Source organism: Zooshikella ganghwensis DSM 15267, assembly GCF_000428585.1.
Lineage (GTDB): Bacteria > Pseudomonadota > Gammaproteobacteria > Pseudomonadales > Zooshikellaceae > Zooshikella > Zooshikella ganghwensis.
The window spans coordinates 1-16,994 of record NZ_AUAF01000108.1 but is presented as its reverse complement, the minus strand read 5'-3'; the positions used below and the strand labels follow the sequence as shown (position 1 = coordinate 16,994).

The window sequence follows — 16,994 nt, the reverse complement described above, 5'->3', positions numbered from 1 at the left end:
TTGCCATCGGTAGCGGTGAGCTTGTTACCTTGGGCATCATAGCTGAAGGTGGTGGTGACGCCGGCTTGTGTCGAACTCAGGATTTGACCAAAGGCATTCAAGGTATGCTGCTGGACAATGACCTTATCCGAAGCACTGCCTGAACCACTATCCACCGAGGCTTGCAGCTGGCTGATCAGCGCGGTCAGGTCACTCTGTTCAGTGATAGCACCGCCACTGAGATCCAGTGCCTGCTGATACTGGTAGGTGCTTACTACCTGACCAAACGCATCATAGCGGGTTTCGGTGGCGTAGCCTTTAGGATCAATCTGTAACCGCAAACGGTTATTGGCATCGTAAAAGAAGTAACCCACCTGACCACGGGGATCGGTGGCCTTGATGATGTTGCCAAAGGCGTCGTAAACGGTGTGAGTCTCATGGCCCAGTGGATCACGCTCAGCAATCTTGCGCCCGGCTGCATCAAAGGTCTGCTCGCTGGTATACGCGGCTTGTAGGGTGGCGATATCCTCCTCGGTCAGTTCATGCGCGCGCTTAGCCCCACCCGGCCGCGTTTGCCCGTCTGCGGTGGTGACGGTATTGACGATGCCTAACCGCGCACGCTCGGCCAATGCCCAGTCACTGTCGTCTTGAACCAGGGCCACACCCCGGGCATCGACAATGGCACTGACCCGACCCAGGGCATCATAACGGTACTGGGTCTCTGCCGCGGCTTCCGTGCCCAGCGCGGTGATCTCTGCGATTTTTTGGTTACGCTCATCATAGCGATAGGCGGTGCGACGCTCGGCCTGCATACCCGCCGCTTCGGTTTTTAAGGTCAGGTTGCCAAAGGCATCGTACTGATACTGGGTCTCGTGGCCATTACCATCGGCACTGGGCACGGTTTCGGCGACCAGACGATTCAAGGCATCGTAACGGAAACGGACAATACGGTCGGCATAGACCAAGGAACGCGACTGATTGGCACCCAGCGCCATGGGGAGCAAACCACTGTAACGGTTCTCGAAAATCTTATTGCCAAAGGCATCGTAGTCGAACACCGTCAGGTAACCCTGCTCGGCATTGACCTGCTTCAACTCACGGGTCAGTTGGCCTTTGCTGTCGTAGTAGAACAGCGTGCGGAAGTCGCCCTCCGCCGTGGCTTGGCGTAGCACAGTCCGTTGACCCAGGGCATCGTATTCATAGAACTCGGCGCGCAGCTGACCTGACGCTAACCCCGCCTGCAGCTGGTCTTCGCTCAAGCCTAAGGTGACCGCACTGGCCGCCCCAGTTATCAATGCGGTTTTATGGCCGGCGGCATCATAGCGATACACCGTCGCCTGGTCCTGCGCATGACTCAGTCCCGACAACCGCGCGGCAATCTCCGCAGTCGAGCCATTACGTAGCCCTTCATCCAACGCTTGAGCGTAACGCACCGTACGGCGCAACTGGCCTAAGGCATCGTATTCATGGGCGGTCACATGGCCCAGGGCATCGATTTCCAGTTGGGTGCGGCCTAGTGCATCATAGTGTTGGCGGGTAGATACACCATGCAGTTTTTGGGTAGCCTGATTAACTGATGCTTCAGTAGGTGAAGGGTCAAAACTGATAGGCTGTGTATAACGAGTAGTACTTAACAGCTGGTCCAGAGCGTCATAACTGAAGGCCGTAACATAGCCCATACTATCGATTTCAAATTGTTTACGCCCTGCCGCATCATAAACATACTGCTTGGCCTCAACGGTCGCATTATGCTCTGCAACATACTCGGTAAGCTGAGCCAAAGCTAATGGTTGGCCTAAACGTCCCCCCTGCCGCAACTCACTACTCAATGGTTGCTGGTAACGGTAACTGGCAACCACCTGACCCGCCTGGTCATAACTCAAACGGTTTATGTGACCAGCCGCATCAATAGTGAAGCAAGTCTGGCCCAACTGATTGTAGATATAGTCCGTCTGCTGATAGTTAAGCTGGTGCTCAACTGTTTCTCCGCTTTCAGTCGTTTCACTTGCAGCCAGCCAAGCTTGTAGTTTAGCCTCTAACTGCTGATCAGAGAGTTCAAGTAAGTTGACCTTATCCAATTTCAACGCTTCAACAGCAGCTAGGTCATACTTCAGTTCACGCACCAGCTGCCCACTGATATCATATTGTTTTTCAGTCAGGCTACCGTTGGCATCAACCATAAACCGAGCTTGTCCCAACTGATCGAACAACGTGGTTTGGGTATACGCAGGCTTGTCATCTGTAGTTGCAGCACGAACTTGCGCTTTAGCGGCTGCCAAATCCTGAGTTTCTGCCAACTGCTGAATATCAGACAGGCGCTGTGTATAGCGTATGGTTTGAGCCAACGCACCTCGGCTGTTATAGACAAACTCAGTAACACCCCCAAGGTTATCGATGGTCATGGCTTTACGACCATCAGCATCATAGAGGGTATAACTGCGATGATTATGCTCAGTCTGCTGTGGCGAGCTACGATCAGTAATACGCTGCTCAATAACCACTCTTGGCTCACGGGCCTGCTTAAGTGCAAACTCAAGCCCTTCGGTATTGATTGGTTTGGCCAGCTGTTCTGTTAACCATACTTGACCGGTTTTGGTGTATTTAACAAGCGTTACGCCACCTTCAGCATCAACTGAGTAAATACGCTGATTATCTATGTTATAGGCATGGTAAGTGGTTTGCCCCAAGCTATTGGTTTCAGCAATAAGTTTATTTTGCTCGTCATATTGGTAACGGGTGGTTTGCGCTAAACCACTAGGGTCAACAACCTTAGTCTGTAATCTACCCAAACCATCATATTGGTAGTGGTTTTCCCGCCAGAGCTTAAGTTCGCTCTGATGACCATTAACAAGTGATGCTGAATATGTTTGCTCAGCCACTTTATTGCCTTGCTCATCATAGCGATAACGAGTGATACGTTGCTGCCCTCCAGCTTGTCGGGTGATTTGACTTACCCGACCTTCAGCATCATACGCAGTTAACGTTTGCACACCATTTGGCGTGGTGGTTTTAATCACTCGGCCACGCACATCCACTTCATGAGAAGTGACTTGTGCTTTACCCTCAGGGTCAACAGTTTGTCGCAGCAGCTTTCCAGCCACATCATATTGATAGGTCGTAACGAGTCCATTAGCCGCTACCGTTTTCTGCTGCCAACCCAGTGTATTGTATTCATGCTGCTCAATGGTTTTTAACAGTTCACCGTCTGCACTGTGTTGAGTAATCTGCTGAACGCGTCCTGCTTCATCATAGTGGTACTCAGTGCGTGTCCCAACGGCATCAATTAAAGCTGCTTTTTCACCAAACTGGTCGTATTGTGTAATAAGCTGTTCACCTGTAGCAGACACCACTTTCAACTGATGTTGTTGATCATCATAGTGATAAGAGGTGGTATTGCCTTGGCGATCCGTCACGGATACTTTACGACCAAATGCATCATACGCGACCTGCGTTGCATCACCAGCTGCATTAAGCTCGCTGACAAGTTGGTTTAAGCGGTTATAACTAAATTGTTGACGAATAAATTCGCCTTGCTGCACTTTGGTTTTTCGCTGAAAGGCATCGTAGGTGATGGTTTCTGTTTGGGTTAGACCATTTTCTGTTAAACCCTCAACAGACAGCGTTTTAGTAATGGCTAACCCACGTAAATCATATTCAAAAGATGCGATTTGAAATTGGTTGTTTGCGGCTTGAATACTTTTTGCCAGCCTGCTGACTTCACCAAAACTGTTGTATTGATATTGGCTGACACTACCACTGGCGGTTGTCGACTTAGCTAATAAGCCACGTTTGTTATATTCAAAATGAGTAACTTGATCTTGCTCAGGGTTTGCAATGCCTTTTATTTTTTCACGTAATTCTGTGCTTTCCAATCCACCTGCAAGCCCACCCGATAATGCATTATTAACAGGTAACGCAGTGGCATAGTCAATGCTCGCTATTTTTTCACCAAGGGTATTATAACGTAGCTCTTTCACTGCCCCTTGGCTACTAATGCTAAAACGAAGCTGTCCACCTTTATTATAAAAAAACCATTGTGTTAAATGCTGAGGATGACTTTTATTTTGTCCATTTTCGAGTGCATTAACTTCTGGGTAAGTTTTACTGATTAACCAGCCACGCTCATTATATGAAAATAAAGTGGCTTGTTTTTGCCAAATGATTTCACGTTCAGCATCTGTGGTAGCTGCTGCGAGCTGCTTAGCACCCGTTGCTGTTAATTCTGCCGTGACACGACCTAATTGATCATAACGTTTAGTTTGATAGCGTATCTGACTATGATCACTTGTCTGGCCTTGAGTAACGGTGATTAAGTTACCCATCACATCATATTCATTATGCGTGACCAAACCATTTGCCGCCGTCTGTTTTATCAGACGTCCACGATCATCATACTCGTGATGTTCCACACGGTTAGGTTCACTACCTGTCGCTAATACGCGTAATTCAGTCAGGGTTTGTTGTTGATAATTAATCCGTTGTCGATAACCAATAATTTGTGCAACTTGGCCTAAACTATCGTAAACAGTTTCCGTCAAATAACCTTCAGCATCGACCGTAGCAACATGCTGGCCTAAATCATCGTAAATAAAATGTGTGGTTTGATCATTAACACTAACCTCTGGCCTCAGCGTATTAATATCTAAAAATAACTGCTGTTTACTTGGATAACCTGTAGCATTGGCATAACGTGTCGTGCTAATTTTTTGCCCTGCGGCATCATAACGATGCTCGACTAAAAAGCCTTCAGCATCCAGCTCACCGACCAGTAAACCATCTTGGCTGTACAAACGATGGGTAAAACGCCCAGCAATATCATTCCCTAACTTATCACCAAACTTCAGTAAATAATTACCATCCGTATTAGCATCCAATATCACCGAAGCACGGCCTTGAAATTCCCCCTGATCACTGACAATTTTTAAATCAAAATCATAAGCGGCTTCTCGAGACTGGTCTAAATTTAATTCAAGATATTGCCCATCTGCAGAGCGAATACTATTTACATCAATTGCAGTAAACGCCTCACCTAATTGCTTTAAGCGATAGCTGAGTTGTACATTTGGTTGATTAATATCAACGGGCAAGTTAGCCACAGGAATGCGAAGCCGATGTGTTTTATTTAGCTGTGGCTGAGCACCTACTTCATAGTCAAAGCGCTCATGTTTTACTTCACCATTTCGATAGAATTTTTGTACGACGATAGTGTATTTTCCGGGTTTTAACCCGCCAGGCATGCCTAAGTTAACTTCACCCTGATAATTTTTATAACTACTAATGTAAGTTTCAGCACGACTCAAAGTCTCTTCGCTACCATCAGCCTGCGCTTGACGAACCGAGACTTGAACAGAGTCAATCAGCTTTGCTTCTTCGGCTGAAATAACACCTGTTAATGCACCACTATCAGCAGGTTCAGAAATGATGCGATCATAACTAACATTAATATCTTTGGTTGACTGCCCTAACTTAGCTGAAAACAGTCCCCACAGCTCCACATCATACTCTCCCCCACCAATGTGTGCTGACTGGTCATCAAGATGCTTAATGCGATATTCATAGCCTTCACCTGGAATCAATCCTGTCAGCTGAACAACAAACTCATCGCCTTCTCGTACCACAGGCACAGAGATAAACTCATCCTTCGAACCATCATTCACTCGATAGCGAAACTCATGACGCTCTGTAAAAGGAATATGTGATTCAATAACGGGCCAGCGTAGGGTTTGATTGACGGTATAAAAATCATCTCCAAACTCAAACTCAATCGGCGCCTTGGTAATAACAGTACCATCTTTATAGTGGAGATTAATTTCAACGCGATAGCCTTCACCATTCTTCAGTAAAGGACGATTATTGACATGATGGGGAAGTAAAGTGACGTCGCCTTTAAAGTTCACCCAATCATCGATAGTAATTGTATTTTCGGCAAGTGGATAGCGACCATCCTTCCGATAAGTAATACAATCAATTTTTTCCAGATTTTGTTGTTCTTCTGCCGATATAACACCTTGCAATACATCATATTTATTATGTACTTGTTGGTACGTTATGCTTTCTGCTTCAGCTTCTACACTTGTAATACCAGAGTGTGTTGTATCACCTGATCGAGTCGTATCAATACTACCTGTTAATTGATAACTAATCTGACCATCATTATTTAAATAATTAATTTGATATTCATATTGGCCAAGCGCTAACGATGTTAAATCAGCCTTATTTTTTCCTAGGACATCTTGGGTAATAGTCAATGTTTGCCAATCATTACTCCCCACTTTTCGCACACGTAACACATCAAGCTCACCTGTTTTTTTAGGTGATAACCACTGTAAAGACTGCTGGAATGAAGTATTAGTATCACCAACTTGGTAACCCATGCTTACCGGAGCTAATTGCTTACCGCGGTTATCCGTAAAAATAATTTCAAGCTGATATTGTCCTGCGGATAAAAGCTGATCCCCAATTTTTATTTGACCTTGGTACTCGGCAAAATCAGCAGGCGAAATAGTACCTTCACCAACCAACTGACCTTCAGCATTAAATACTTTGGTGGTAATTTGCTGGTAATGTGTCCATTGTCCTTTGGGCACCATATTATTGATAAATACACCCGAAGTTGCAGGAGCTGTATTATCCTGCTCAGGTTTAAACTGCAGTGTTTCTGCAGTGCCCGTAGTTTGCGCAAGGTATACCTTACCCGTTTCTTTATCTGTTAACTCCAGCTCGTAAGCTTGTCCTTCTGGCCAGTTATTCCAGGCAAACTCCTGTTCTTCATTAAGGCTTACTGGAGTGAAATTTTCTGTTCCTGCTACGCGATAGCGTAATTGGTAGCTATCTAAAGCCAGCTGGCCTTGCTCTTGAAAACCGATAAAGGCAACAGTCTGGTCATCATCATTTATGACACCTGTTGCAAATAACTCAACATTGACAGACTTAAAGCCATGATTTTCTAGTCGCTGACTAAAACCCTCTGCACGGGTTTTACCTTTAGGATAAAAGTAAGCGGTTGTACTATCTGCATTTACTTCAAACTCAATGGTATAGGTTTCACCTGCGGAATAAGGCGTTCTATATCTCTGTTGTGCACGCCCCATTTTAATACCCTGGAAGACAACCATTTTGCCAGCAATTAGACGTACTCTGTGCTGTTTACCATTATCACCGTTAACCGTAAGTATTAATGAACCAGATGTGTCGCTTATTTTAACATCTGTTTTTAAATGATAACCCTTTGTAGTGAGATAAGATCTCTGGCTTTTTAAGGTAACCTTGCGAGCAGAGTTTTTACTGCCCGGCTGTGTAATATCAAAACCATGATCTGTAGGCTTTATAAAACGCTGATCACCTTGCCAATAGTCCGAAGCATTACTTTTATTCACGCTAAATGCTGCAGATAGTGATGTTAATTTTGCTGAAGCACCTTCATGGGTTAATGCAAGGGATATTGCTGAAGAAGCAATGGGCTGAGCTTGCCCTTCCACCTTAACCATAGGCTGCTCTGAAACTCGCGCACCCACTAATTGCAGGGTTTGTGCGTCAGCTTTTTGCACTGACCTTAGGGTATAGTCATAACCTGTCAGTACAGAGTAAGGCTGAACTGGATTACGATTTACACGCTCTCCAGACAGTTTCAATATGTCTTCATAAGCATGTAGCTCTCTATGCTGCAGTAATGCACTTGATGTATAAGTATAAGGCTGATTAGGCTGCCGATCTGTCGTCCAGGTAGTATTATCCATGAGCACATAGCTATAACTACCAATAAGACGATTTATATCACCAGCGGAATAATTAGCGGCATCAGTTAACTGCTCACTGGATAATGGCTGTTCATAACGATGTTTAGCTATCTGTTTTCCTTGAGCATTATAAATCGTCTCAGTGACAAGTCCTTCAGCATCAATCGCATACTGCTCTCGTCCTTGTGCATCATAAATAGCATATGAGGTACGGTCTGCAGCTGATTCAGCAGGTAACCATGCCGTAAGCTTCATCAGCTTTAAATTAATTTCCCCTTCCTGTGCAACTAATGCAGAAGTATCAACGTGAGTACTATATTCTCTTGTTGCAATGAGCAAACCATTAGCATCATAACTAAAACGAGTCAGTTTACCCGTTTCATCAATGGTCCCGGCTTTTTGCCCTGCCTCATTATAAAACAGGTAGCTACGCGCACCATCTGCAGCTTCTTTTGCCACTAAACGACCAGCTTCATCATAAAACAGTCGTTGTTTTCCAGTAACCGTTTCATCCGTCGTGACGGTTGACTCTGTCACTAAGCGACCAGCAGAGTCAAATACTTGCGTTGTCGATAAACCATTTACTGTTGTGGTGACAATTGCCTGCTGCGCATCGTTATATTGTACTGTACTTAAACGCTGGCCTGCTTTCTCTTTGCTCAGTACACGCCCCAGTCCATCATAGGTAAATTGTTCTACCACACCTTTATCATTGATGGTTTTAAGTAATTGACCATATGCACTATAAATATAGTGTGTTTTTTGCTGAGCTTGATTACCGGACCATTGAGTAATGCGTGCCACCATACCACGGGCATCATAATCATGGGTTGTTCTTTGATACTGTGCTTGTGGCTGGTCATTTAAAAAAGTATCAATAGCTGATAGCGAAATATTTTTTTCAGCCGTGTAATCAGCCAGTGAAAATTTTACGTTTGAGTAGACTCTGTGCTCAACCATTAAGCCCTGAGCATTATAATCCCAAGCTTGAATACGCCCTTCAGCACTGATTGTATAACGTAAGTGACCTTGTTGATCGTAAACCATTCTCGTTATAGCAGCATTTTCAGGAAGGTCTGCCAAATGGCCTATATCATCAATAGTGCCAGGTTTTGCTAACGCATAGTTTGCCTTAGCAATTATTTGATTATGCTCGTTATAGCGAAAATAATTAACCTGATTACCTATAACTTCAGTCAGTAAATTGCCTGCATCATCATACTGTCGCTGTGTAACTTGACCTTTAGCATCTGTTACTGAGGTAATATTTCCAGCTTCATCATAGGTATAAGACAATACGGGTCGCTGGTGATTAACTGCAGGCTGAGTGATTGATGTTAAACGATCCTGTTCATCAAAGCGGTAAAAGGATGTTTCACCTTTATCATTTTTAACCGTTGTCAGTCGCTGAGAAGTGTTATAATCAAGAGTAACTCCAACGCCCTTACCATCTTCAATACGAACAATACGATACTGTTCGTCTATTTTTTTATAGGTAAATTGTTGGATGACACCATCGCTCTGCGCAATTTGCTTAATGCGTAAACTGTTGCCGTCATATTGATAGTCAGTACGAAAAACATTGCCATCAGCAATTGTATTATCTTCAGGTGTGAGATCGATAATAACTGCTGATAACCTTCCTTGCTGATCATATTCAAATCGCTGATTAATAGTTTCTTGTGTTTTACCTTGGTCATTAACATAACTCGTTGCAACTTGGCTCAGCAGTGTTTTCCCTGATACTTGAATATAACTGAGTATCGTCTGCTGCCCTGATGCATCCGTAATACGATTTAACAGATTGTTTTCGTAACTAAAGTTCAGTAGGTGTCCATCTCTATCTTTTCGACTGACCAGCTGACCGTCTGAATTATAGTGCTCTACTACACCTGAAGTACCTTCTTGCCAAATCCATAGCTTTTTCTCATGATCAAATCTAATCTGATCATGAGCACCACCACCATCAGTGGAAATATAAGCTTGCTTTTCACTATCAAAGTGATACTCACTAAAGCTACCATCACCATTGGCTCGACGTAACTTACTCCCTGCAGTGGCTTTTTCTGGGAGGTCTGTTAAATAGCGGTGCTGATTCAGCAACCAGGATTGATTGCGCGCATCGTTATGCTGCCCCTGACTGTTATAAGTTTGTGTTAGCTGTGTATCCAGTCCTAATGCAGAAAGCTCATCCGAATGTTGTTGTAAAATCAGGTTACCAGTTGCTGCATTAAGAAAGACTTGGTTATTACCCTGACCTACTTTACTACCAGCCCCATTTCCTAGTACTAAATGATTAAATAATCCAAGATTAGATCCAGATACTAACGCAACCATAAAAATCTTTTCTCACAAAGGTAATTGGTGACAGCAACGTATGCTGTTTACTTATCAATACCTGATAAGCACATTATTTTTTTAATTAAAGATGGTTAGAGCATCAAAAACGAAAAAATCATTTATGAAGGGTATTAGCCTAATCAATGAAAATATTTGCCATCTTAATTAATACCAAACACTGTCAAATAAAAACACAATACCGTTGTTAAACCACAACCAGCTAGTACAGTCGTATCATGTCTTACAAAAACTTCACTTACTTATTTTATATATCCATTGTTTATAGAATTTTGTTCAGCGCCATTTTTGTTTATTTTTTGCGCAACGAATTCAAGCGTAAAAATAATATCCTTATTAATCATCATCTTACTGACACTTTTCAACTAAATAGCCAAAAAATTACAGGATAAATGGATCATATAAACGGATAAGTGGTAAAAAATATCCTCAACAACTTTAGTTCCACAGACACTTCTTGTTGTATAGCGTTGTATAGAATTGCAACAAGTTTAGAATCAGGTATCATATGAACCTGCCACTCACTGAAAAATAATCACACTGTTGTTAGATCAACCCTTAAGCACCCATTAGCGTGTAAAATGTGTCATTCTCTTTTGCACATAAACCTTGAATACACACTAAGTCATTGTCCTTTGAACACTTCATCGTCTGATAATTTCACTATTTTTAGGTGTTTTTCTCCATAGCTTATCTCAGTAAATCTATGGGCATGAAGATTATAAAGCACCTTTTAACTGTTAAAACTTTTGCAACTATCAGGGTTTTGTGTATGCGTCTTTTACGCAAATTAAGCAAGATAATAAGCTATAGCGCTTTACTATGTGGCGCATCAGTGGCATTAGCCAATGATCCTTTCGATCCATCCAATGTAGGCAACTGGCCAAAAAAACAAGTGGGTTACTGGTCATTCGACTATAAAGATGTGCGAGACCACAGTGAGTTCAACCATTCATCAACATTAAATGGCGATATTTCTTTTGCTGAAGGTATTCAGGGTTATGCTGCACAGTTTAACGACAGCAGCTCATCTATGGAGTTTAATGTAGGTGATAACTGGACACTGGAAGAACCCTTTGCATTTGCTGCCTGGATATATATTCCTGAAACAGGTATAAGCCAAACCATTTTTTCTCGCATTGCTTTAAATAATTCTGGCGTTACTGCATTTTTAGATGAAGAATTATTTATAAATGTTGTCATTGTTGATGAAAACATTAATTCACTCCACATAAAGAGCAAACAGAAAATTGAACCCGGAAAATGGCAACATCTAAGTATAGGCTATAATACCGGAGTATCTTTGCAATCCATCCTAATGACTGTTAATGGCTTTGAAAGCGACCTTGAAAGTATCGATAACTCATTAATCAGATTACCAACACATCAGTCAACATCAGTCTTTAATATTGGTTATGTTGATCCTTCTTTATTTGATTCGAACACCGTAATGACTCCACCTGAAAATTTTCAAGGGAAAATTGACGAGGTCTATTTATTTCAAAATATCATTAATCCTGTAGAGTCATACTGCTTAAGCCAGCTGGGTTTAAACTGCCTTATTCCTATCCAACAAGGACCACAGGGTGAAAAAGGAATAAAAGGCCCACAAGGTCCTAAAGGTGAACAAGGCCCACAAGGAAAACAAGGTAAACCTGGAGATCAAGGAGAGCAAGGTCCTCAAGGCCCGCAAGGAGAGACTGGCCCTCAAGGACCACAAGGTAAATCAGGATTGCCAGGATTAGAAGGCCAACCCGGCGTGGGTAAAACAGGTCCCAAAGGACCAGATGGCCAGCAAGGTTTACCTGGTGTGAGAGGTCCACAAGGTGAGCCAGGGCCAAGAGGTGATGCAGGTCCTATTGCAGATTCCTACCAGGATTTACCTAAAGGATCTTTATCAGGCTTTTGCCAAATAAATAAAGCTAACCAAACAATTACGCTACATTATGGCACTGCAGCATCAACCTACACTTATCGTCATAATAACCAGTACTTAAATGCCTGCAGCTGTGCATCGGGCTGGACTCGAGTGGGAGATGTTAATGCCTCTTGGTGTATTAAAAATTAATTATCAGCTTTTAAAAATACTTTAAATAATTATGTTAAGCACCAAAGAACAGTGAATGAGTTTTAAAAGATGCGAAAAAATACACTTAGTACACTTTTATTTTTAAGTTGTACAACTGCAGCCTTTCCTGCTAGTGCTCAGCAAAAACCTGTAGGACTATGGAATTTTGATAAAATCGAAGCACAGCAAATTATTGATCAAAGCAGTAATGTAAATAATTTACAGTTACCTGAGAACACTTTACTTGCAGAGGAAGGAAAGCGTAATAAATCCCTTAGGTTCAACCAAGAGTTAGCCTCGCTTGTTATTCCCAATAGCTGGTTAGGCGATAATTCACATGCCGTGAGTTTTTGGTTTAAGCCTGATGCTACCCAAAAAACATTTTCATTGATTCGAAAAATGAATCATGAAACTCAAACTGGCTATCAACTCCAAGTTGTAGACAATACACTAGAATTAGTACTTAAATCAGGCCAAGGGATCACAGCTAAAGTACACAGCGAAACTATTACTGATTTGCAACGTTGGCAGCATTTTTCTATCTCTTTTGATAAAGAGCAGCCACAACCTTTACATATAGTCATTAATGGCCGTCCTGTTATCTTTAACAAAACCATTGACTCAAGCCAGTTCAACGGTACACAACTAAAAAACGATAGCGCTATTGAAATAGGTTTATCAACAGATAGCACAGTTAAAAACTTTACTGGCTTAATAGACCAGCTGAGTATTTATGATCGCTCGCTTTCATTTTTCGAGAATCAATGCCTTTTTAATCAAGGCGAAGACTGTTGGCAGTTCGCTGAAGGTCCTAAAGGCACTCGTGGTATTCCAGGCAATAAAGGTGAAGAAGGAAAAAAAGGAGCGCAAGGAGAAGATGGCGCTAAAGGTAATCAAGGTCCTGTAGGTAATACAGGCCCTCAAGGTAAAACAGGTACGCAAGGCGAACAAGGTCCACCAGGAAAACAGGGCCAACCCGGTCAAGATGGCAAGCCTGGTCCAGATGGTGATCCCGGACCACAGGGGCCTAGAGGTAAACAAGGTGATTCTGGAGATAAAGGCCCTAGCGGTGAAAAAGGTGATCGTGGAGACGCTGGCTTAAAAGGACAAACTATTCTGGCGTTACCGAAAAATACAACAGCAGGCTCCTGTGTCATTAATAATAACCAGATTCTTTCTGTTGAAACTCCTGCGATGACACTGCAACAAGGCGGCAAAAATATCTGTTCTTGTGAAGCCGGATGGGAAGCTGTTCCCCTTACCAGGTTATTTGGTGAATCAGGTATCAGCCACTTTACATGCCTAAAAGATGCGAATCCATTACCATATTATGCTGCTTCTCAAGCAATGCCTGCTACCTCATTTAATAATTGTCAAAACTGGACCTATAGTGGTTTACCAACAGAAGTGTCTAGTTATACGTTAAATGTTAATTGGCAGTCACGTAAAGGTAGCCAGCACCGTACCATCAAAAATACGAAACCAGAGGGACAGACCAGCATTACATTTAATCACTGTCCACAAAAAGGCGGTTCTTCAAACCTAACACTGCACGGACCCTATGATGGATGGCCTGCTCAAGATTCAGGAGACAATGGACATTTAATCTTATGGCCTCAGTATAAGACACTCAGTATGGGTGGTGGTGGTGGTTCAAACTGTCGTAATTGGACTTTCAGCGGCTTTCACCCCGAAGCCAGTGCCTACGAAATAAATATTCATTGGTATAACCATGGTGGCTATCATCGCCGAATTAGAGGGTTTAAACCTGCCGGACAAACCAGTGTAACAATTAACCATTGTATTCACCAAGGGGGGTCTGGTGGTATTAAAATGTTTGGTCCTGTTTCAGGGTGGCAAGCCAGTGATACGGGCGATCCCACACGTAATAATAGAAGCAGAAGACGATCAAAGGGTAATAGCAGTGGTGGTAATAACAGGTGGTAGAAATCAGTTATAAATAATGATGCAAAGTGAGAACGTAATGAAACAAAAAATAATTTATCCTTTAGTATTAAGTGCTTTAGCATCATCTCCCATGAGTTTTGCTGCGAACTTACAAGGTTATTGGTCCTTTGATAATTATGAAAGTGATCAGGTATTAAATAGCCAGGCATTTAATCCATGGCAAGCTACTGTTAATCATCTTTCTGATAACCACTTTAACGCTGCAGGACAATCTGGTGCTTCATTTGTGGTTAACAGTGATCCACTTGTACTACTAAAACGAAATGACTGGTTGTTAAGAGATGGTTTAGGTTTATCTGTTTGGATTAAACTGACTACTAGTAACACTTCAGATGAAGTCCTTTTTAGTGAACACTATGAGTACGAAGAAAGTTCACGAAATATTCAGGTTATCTTGACCGCATCTGGCGTTATTAAAGTCAAAGTACAGGCAAGTGGTAATCATAATTCTAGTTATATAGCCACTTCACTTTCCAAAGTAAATACACGATCAGACTGGCAATTACTCACAGTCAATATTGATACTAAAGACCAAAACCCTGTATCACTATCATTAAATGGGGCTATTGTACCTTTAGCTAATGAAGGTGAATTCAATGGCATGATATTTAAACAAAGTCATCATGCGGGTCCATTTGCAGTAGGTGGTGATGCTCAAGGGTTATTAGCACCTTTTAGTGGTGAAATAGATGAAGTTCGAATGTATGCTCGGCCACTGATTTATGCTGAAGCACTATGCTTATACTTTTCATTTAATTACGCAAATACTTGTGTTACTGAAGCATTACCTGGCGCACCAGGTATCATCGGGGAACCTGGAGAACAGGGTGATCAAGGCGACCCGGGTGAGCCTGGGGAAAAAGGGGAACAGGGACCTCAAGGTGAAGATGGACCGCAAGGCGATGCTGGAAAACAAGGAAAGTCTGGCAAAAAAGGTCCAGATGGAATAGCAGGTATTGATGGATCAGATGGTAGTGATTCCTCAAAAGGCATTAAAGGTAAACAAGGACCTCCCGGTGACCCTGGCCCTAAAGGCGTTAAAGGTGAAACAGGTCTACCTGGAATTAAAGGTGAAAAAGGTCCAAAAGGACCACTTCCTCAAACATTTGCTGATTTGCCTAATGGAGCAACTGCCGGTTACTGTTGGCTTTACCAAGGTAAGCCTTTTAGGCTGCTCGAACCTGCAATTATGAAAGAAGGCAAGTGTGGTTGTGTTGAAGGATGGACCTTTATCGCCAGTAGAGGTACAACTCAGGGAACCTGTTTGAAATCCTCCGGGTCATATACCTGGCAGCTGTCTACACCTTATCAAGAAGGACGCTGGACTCCAGCATTAATCCCAGCCATTAATTTAATATTATTAAATTAATGGGATAATACTGAGTAGTTTTAAGTTAGAATTATGATGAAATATATCGTTACATTATTCTCTATACTGGCAGCATCTAATGCGTATTCAATTGGTCACGTCAGCAATGCAAAAGTTACTCAAATACGAGTAGATGGCAATGGAAAAGCTATGGTTTATTTCAATAAACCTATAACAGGAACTCCTGCAACGTTTGTGCATAGTGCATATAAGAACGCATTGGGAGTTGATGCCGGAACTGACGGTGGGAAAGCTGTTCTAAGCATGGTTTTAGCGGCAAAAGCCAGTGGCTCACTTGTTACTGCTTACGGACTTGGTGTATGTGGTGTTTATGGGGGAAATACTATTGAAACCTGGAATTATGGACATATTCTTTAATATACCCAAAACGAAGGACTTTTAGGGGCGGCCGTCAAGCGATGCCCCCCCCGGAGCTTATATTAATAAGTGACTGGGGTGAAGAGCGCTGACAACAAACCCTAAAAATGATTCGTGAAGGGTTTATCTAACTCAAGCAAGAGTTTGCATATAATAAGTCATATTCTAGAACCCCACCTACATCAATATAGCCGATAAGCCTGCTTGTCGGCTATTTTTTTAACCGCTCTGGCATAACCCAAAACCCATTGAACTGTATTAATCGTGTCATCTCGGCAGACACGCATAGATGTTAAAAATATTTTGATGCCTGCATGCCTGGCGAAGATATACTTTTAATTATGAATTTTATATCGATAGTGTCCTGTTATTTTATAATCAAATAACATATCTTCTGCAACGGTTCCATGACCAATATTATGCACAACCAATGGTCTGTTCCTAAAAATATTTTTCTTATCAATTATTATACCGATATGAGTTAAATTTCCAGGTAATAACCAAGTTACTATATCACCTGGCCGATAATCACTCGCATTGTCAGTAACTGGTAAAATCGTACCGTGCCGTTTAAAAAAGGTTTGCAGGTTTGGAACCCTTCGATGATCAATATTGGTGTCTGTTTTTGTTAGTCCCCATAATTTAGGATATACATTAAATGCACGCTTCATATCTTCATGCACAAGTTTTTGCAAATCAATTCCAAGCTTTCGATATGACCTAATAACAACATCAGTACACACACCTATATTATTGGGTACGTCCCCATTAGGGTAAGGGATTTTCACATAACGACCATCATAGGTTACCTTTTGATTTGTTCGCTCAATAGCAGCATCAACTAACTTCTGAGCCTGATTCGCTATCGCTGTTTGTCAAGATAGTTGTCGCATCAACTAACCTACACTAATGATTTAGCATTTGATTGTTATCAGGGTTAAGCCAAACCCTTTCAATTCGATTCCAATTACGTGTTTGACCTGTCCAGCGTCTTGGATTGGCCAATTTTGCTTTTTCATATACCACCTTACGGTTTTCCAAAATAGCGTGGTCTTTGCCTTCATGGCGTGCTTGAGGGGTCACAAACTGAATCCCACTATGTCGATGCACTTGATTATACCAAGTCACGAAACTTAAC

The 16,994-nt window shown here is 42.4% G+C and carries 6 protein-coding genes and 1 pseudogene; 4 read left to right on the top strand and 3 right to left on the bottom strand.

The features are described from left to right. Window positions 1-10,052: RHS repeat domain-containing protein (locus F607_RS0118855; RefSeq protein WP_027709333.1), on the bottom strand; the 10,052-nt coding region annotated here is incomplete at its 3' end. 793 nt (window positions 10,053-10,845) lie between these two features. On the opposite strand from F607_RS0118855, the gene F607_RS35210 reads away from it, so the two are divergent. The 4 genes from F607_RS35210 to F607_RS0118830 all read left to right on the top strand — a co-directional run bounded on the left by F607_RS35210 (window position 10,846) and on the right by F607_RS0118830 (window position 15,856). Next, on the top strand, window positions 10,846-12,141 hold the full coding sequence (locus tag F607_RS35210) for a LamG-like jellyroll fold domain-containing protein (RefSeq protein WP_027709332.1): 1,296 nt from the start codon (window positions 10,846-10,848) through the stop codon (window positions 12,139-12,141). A gap of 69 nt (window positions 12,142-12,210) precedes the next feature. Then, the gene (locus tag F607_RS35840) at window positions 12,211-14,088 is read left to right on the top strand and encodes a LamG-like jellyroll fold domain-containing protein (RefSeq protein ID WP_051311630.1); all 1,878 of its coding nucleotides are present in this window, start codon (window positions 12,211-12,213) and stop codon (window positions 14,086-14,088) included. 37 nt (window positions 14,089-14,125) lie between these two features. After that, on the top strand, window positions 14,126-15,478 hold the full coding sequence (locus F607_RS33025; RefSeq protein WP_027709331.1) for a LamG-like jellyroll fold domain-containing protein: 1,353 nt from the start codon (window positions 14,126-14,128) through the stop codon (window positions 15,476-15,478). Window positions 15,479-15,511: 33 nt separating this feature from the next. Continuing rightward, window positions 15,512-15,856 (top strand): hypothetical protein, encoded by a 345-nt coding sequence (locus F607_RS0118830; protein ID WP_027709330.1) that lies wholly within the window; start codon window positions 15,512-15,514, stop codon window positions 15,854-15,856. Window positions 15,857-16,191: 335 nt separating this feature from the next. Here F607_RS0118830 and F607_RS30525 read toward each other — a convergent pair whose 3' ends face one another. Both F607_RS30525 and F607_RS30520 read right to left on the bottom strand, forming a co-directional pair. Further along, window positions 16,192-16,686 carry a DUF1287 domain-containing protein gene (locus tag F607_RS30525; RefSeq protein WP_268967645.1) on the bottom strand — a complete coding sequence of 165 codons (495 nt, stop codon included), beginning with the start codon at window positions 16,684-16,686 and terminating at the stop codon, window positions 16,192-16,194. Between the two features lie 76 nt (window positions 16,687-16,762). Next, window positions 16,763-16,994: pseudogene (locus F607_RS30520) on the bottom strand (IS3 family transposase); the annotation flags it as partial.

Excerpts from the sequence above, each read along its gene's own strand:
- F607_RS35840 (WP_051311630.1), top strand. The coding sequence starts at position 12,211 with ATGCGAAAAAATACACTTAGTACACTTTTATTTTTAAGTTGTACAACT.
- F607_RS0118830 (WP_027709330.1), top strand. The coding sequence starts at position 15,512 with ATGATGAAATATATCGTTACATTATTCTCTATACTGGCAGCATCTAAT.
- F607_RS33025 (WP_027709331.1), top strand. The coding sequence starts at position 14,126 with ATGAAACAAAAAATAATTTATCCTTTAGTATTAAGTGCTTTAGCATCA.
- F607_RS35210 (WP_027709332.1), top strand. The coding sequence starts at position 10,846 with ATGCGTCTTTTACGCAAATTAAGCAAGATAATAAGCTATAGCGCTTTA.